The organism is Dietzia sp. (assembly GCF_036741115.1).
Taxonomy (GTDB): Bacteria; Actinomycetota; Actinomycetes; order Mycobacteriales; family Mycobacteriaceae; genus Dietzia.
The window spans coordinates 1-4,217 of sequence record NZ_DAINST010000132.1 but is presented as its reverse complement, the minus strand read 5'-3'; the positions used below and the strand labels follow the sequence as shown (position 1 = coordinate 4,217).

Genomic DNA, 4,217 nt, shown 5'->3' with positions numbered 1-4,217 from the left:
TAGCCGAGCGAGACCTCTTCGTAGCGGACGCCCTTAACGAGGCGGGTCCGGGGGATGTGGAGGTGCCCGTAGATGCAGGCAGCTGCGTTGTAGCGCAGCGGCCACTGCACGGTGTGCTCGGTGCCGCACCACATGGCGAAGTCCGGGTAGAAGAGCGCTCGCGTCGGCTCGCGGTGCAGCGGCCAGTGATTGACGAGGACTGTGGGGATCGCCGGATCGAGAGCCGCGAGGCGCGCCGTCGTGCGCCGAAGCCTGTCTTCGCACCACGCGCCGATCGACGAGAAGGGAGCCGGATCGATGAGGTATTCGTCCGTCGCGACCACGCGCCTCTCCCGCGCGGACGCCACCGCCTCGGCCCTGCTCTGCGCCGGATCGGGCCGCCACGAATAGTCGTAGAGGAGGAACAGCGGAACGACATATGCCGGGCCGCCCGCCCCGTCCCACACCGGGAAGGGATCCTCGGGGGTGTCGATCCCGAGCTGCCGGCACACCTCGACCATGACGTCGTACCGCGCCGGCGCCGGGACCCCGTCGACTCCCTCTCGCCCGCCCCAGAGCTCGTGGTTCCCCGGCACCCAGAGGACGCGCGCGAAGCGTTCGGCGAGGGTCGCGAGGACGTCGGCGACGTCCGCGAGGCGCTCGGCGACGTCGCCGGCGACGATGAGCCAGTCGCCGGGGTGTTCGGGGCGCAGGCCCGCGACGATGTCGCGGTTGCCGCGGCTCGCGGCGTGGAGGTCGGCGATGGCACGGAGAGCGGGTTCCGGCGCGTCGCCGGTGCCATTGGCGCCGGGACGCACAACATCCGGCTCCGGGTCGGAGAATCGGCGCGCCCGGGTGCGCACGAGGTGCTCGGCGACGCGGCGAATGGAGTGGGTATCGCCAGGCACGAGGCTCGGCTCCAGGGTCTCGCGGGCCTCGCGGTTCCCTACGGCCTCATGTACCTGCTCCCTGCCGTATTCGGCGCCGCGCCCGGAGTATCTGCTCATCGCTCCTCCTTCGCCGAAACGGATGCCGCGGGCTCGTCCGGGGAGCCGAGGCGCATCCAGGAATCGCCCCGGACGCGCCACACGACTCCGACTCCCCTGCCGAGGATGAACATACCCAGCCCCGCCCAGATTCCCGCGAGGCCCCAGCCGAACACGCTCGTGGCGATGAGCATCGGGAGGTAGCACAACAGCGCAGTGACCACGGTGAGCCGCCGGAGGAACGCCGCGTCGGCGGCGCCGAGGAGGACGCCGTCGAGGCCGAACACGACGGACGCAGGGATACACAACAGCGCGGCGGCGAACACGGCAATACGGAACTGGGAGGCGACCTCGGGGTCCGCCGTGAGGAGGGAGACGATCGGCGCGTGGAGCGCGGCGATGCCCGCGGCGAGCACCACGCCGATCCCCAGGGACCAGCCCGCGGTGTGCCGCACGAACCGCCGGGCGCGCGCGGCGTCGCGTGCACCGAGAGCCTGGCCGACGAGCGACTGCGCGGCGATGGCCACGGAGTCGAGGACGAGCGAGATGAGGCTCCACATCTGCCCGCCGAGATGGTGCGCGCCGAGCGTGGCGTTGCCTGCCGCCCCGGCCGTTTTCGCCGCGACGAAGAAGGTGACCTGGAATGCCGCGGTCCGCACAATGAGGTTCCCACCGAGCCGGAGCTGAGTGGCGATGATCCGGAGGCGCGGCCGCGGCGAGATCCCGTGCCTCCGCACCTGCAGAGCGAGCGCGACGAGCATGCCGCCGGCGGCGAGGCCCTGACCGACGACGTTGGCGACCGCCGAGCCGTGCAGGCCCATCTCGGGGAACGGGCCGAGACCGAACACGAGCACGACGCACAGCAGGGTGGACACGGCGATCCCGCCGACGACGAACAGCAGGGGTTCGCGCGTCCGCTGCACACCGCGCAACCAGCCGTTTCCCGCCGCCGTGAGCAGGATGAGCGGGATCCCCCAACCCGCGACGAGCAGCCACTGCCTGGCTTCTGCGGCGACAGAGGGATCGGGGGTGAGCGCGCCGGTGATCGGCCCGAGAAGCGGAAAGAGGACCGCGAGCACGAGCGCGCCGACGGCCACGGCGAGATAGCTCGCCTGCAGGCCCTCGCGCACGGCGAGATCCGTCCGGCCGGCACCGAACTCCCGCGCGGAACGGGCGGTCGTCCCGTAGGATAGGAAGTTCATCTGCGTACCCAACAGAGTGAGCAGCAGCGAGCCGATGCCGAGGGCCGCGAGCTCGGTTGCTCCCACTCGGCCGACGACGACCCCGTCGATGAGCAGGTAGACCGGCTCGGCCGCGAGCACCGGGAGGACCGGTACCGCCAGGCCGAGGAGTGCCTTCCCGAATGACGCCGGGCCTCCGGGATCCTCTTTGCGGACCCGGGACCCGGCGCTCGGAGAACTAATCGTCCTCGCCCCGGGCGGGGCCGCCGAGATCGTCGCCCGTAGCGACGGCCGCAGAATCGGCCGCGGTATCGGCGTCGTCCTTGTAGGGGTTGGCGTCGCCTGCGGGGGTCGCGCCCTCTGCGGAGCGACGGACCTCCTCGTCGTTCTGGCGGGCCTTCGCTAGGAGGGCCTCCATGTGGCGCGCGGCGTCCGGGATCTCGTCCGCCTGGAACGCGAGGGTCGGGGTGAACTTGACGCCGGTCTGCCTGCCGACGATGCTCCGCAGCCTGCCCCGGGCGCGCTCGAGCGAGGCCGCAGCGGCCTCGTGGTCCGGCTCCTCGGAAAGGGTGCGGCCGCGCACGGTGTAGAACACCGTCGCGTCCCGGAGGTCGGCGGTGAGCCTGGCGTCCGTGACGGTGACGAACTCGAGCTGCGGATCCTTGATCTCGTGTTCGATGGCCGTCGCGACGATCTCGGCGATGCGCTTGGCCAGGCGGCCCGAGCGCGCGCGCTCGTTCATGGGTTTCTCCTCGTCTCATCGGGTCCCCGACGATGGCGCACCGTCGGGCCCTGGTGGGCGCCTGGCCCACAGTAGTTAACGATCCGGAACCACCGTTCCGGAAGTCGCGGCGGGGCCGCGGAAGACGCCTTACGCCTCCGCGGCCCCGCCGCTTCTCTCCTGCCCCCGATGGACCGACCGTTCGGCCGGCCACCGCGGGGGCGTTCCCGCTAGTCGCGGGGCTTCTCGACGAGCTCGTACGCCTCGACGATGTCCCCGATCTGGAGGTCGGGGTACGAGAGGGTCATACCGCACTCGAAGCCCTCGCGGACCTCGGTGACATCGTCCTTCTCGCGACGGAGGGTCTTGATTTCCATCGTCTCCGCGACGACGTTGCCGTCGCGGATGAGCCGGGCCTTCGCGTGGCGACGCACGCGGCCCGAGCTGACCATGCAACCCGCGATCGTGCCCACAGCGGAGGACTTGAACAGCTGGCGGATCTCCGCGGAGCCTAGCGTGGACTCCTCGTAGATCGGCTTGAGCATGCCCTTGAGCGCGGACTCGATCTCGTCGATCGCCTGGTAGATGACCGAGTAGTAACGGATCTCGACGCCCTCGCGGTTGGCGAGCTCCGTGGCCTTGCCCTCGGCGCGGACGTTGAAGCCGATGATGATGGCATCCGACGCCGCGGCGAGGTTGACGTTGGTCTCGGTGACCGCACCGACACCGCGGTCGACGACCCGGAGCTCGACCTCATCGTCGATCTCGATGCCGAGGAGGGACTCCTCGAGCGCCTCGACCGTACCGGCGTTGTCGCCCTTGATGATGAGGTTGAGCTGGCTGGTCTCCTTGAGCACCTGATCCAGGTCCTCGAGGCTGATCCGCTTCTGCCTGCGCGCGGCCAACGCGTTGCGCTTGCGGGCGTTGCGCTTGTCCGCGATCTGCCGTGCGATGCGGTCCTCGTCGACGACCATCAGCGCGTCGCCGGCGCCGGAGACGCTGGTGAGGCCGATGACCTGGACGGGCCGCGAGGGCCCTGCCTCTTCCACGTCGTCGCCGTGCTCGTCGAGCATGCGGCGGACGCGACCGTAAGCGTCGCCGACCACGATCGAATCACCGACTCGGAGCGTGCCTCGCTGGATGATGACTGTCGCCATCGGGCCACGGCCGCGGTCGAGATGCGCCTCGATCGCGACACCCTGGGCGTCCATATCCGGGTTGGCGTACAGCTCGAGGGCGGCGTCCGCGGTGAGCACGACTGCCGACAGGAGCTGGTCGATGTTCGTGCCCTCGCGAGCGGAGATGTCGACGAACATGGTGTCGCCGCCGTACTCCTCGGGCACGAGGCCG

The 4,217-nt window shown here is 70.5% G+C and carries 4 protein-coding genes; all 4 read right to left on the bottom strand.

The genetic code is table 11. The annotated features are described in order from the left end of the window. Positions 1-986: metallophosphoesterase family protein (locus V7E05_RS13740; protein WP_333620200.1), on the bottom strand; the 986-nt coding region annotated here is incomplete at its 3' end. Continuing rightward, positions 983-2,287, bottom strand: a complete 1,305-nt coding sequence (locus V7E05_RS13735) for an MATE family efflux transporter (RefSeq protein WP_333620199.1) — start codon at positions 2,285-2,287, stop codon at positions 983-985. The genes V7E05_RS13740 and V7E05_RS13735, both read right to left, overlap by 4 nt. A 97-nt stretch (positions 2,288-2,384) precedes the next feature. Continuing rightward, positions 2,385-2,888, bottom strand: a complete 504-nt coding sequence (rbfA, locus tag V7E05_RS13730) for a 30S ribosome-binding factor RbfA (protein ID WP_333620198.1) — start codon at positions 2,886-2,888, stop codon at positions 2,385-2,387. A gap of 209 nt (positions 2,889-3,097) precedes the next feature. Next, positions 3,098-4,217, bottom strand: a 1,120-nt coding sequence (gene infB / locus V7E05_RS13725) for a translation initiation factor IF-2 (RefSeq protein ID WP_333620197.1), incomplete at its 5' end; no start/stop codon positions are given.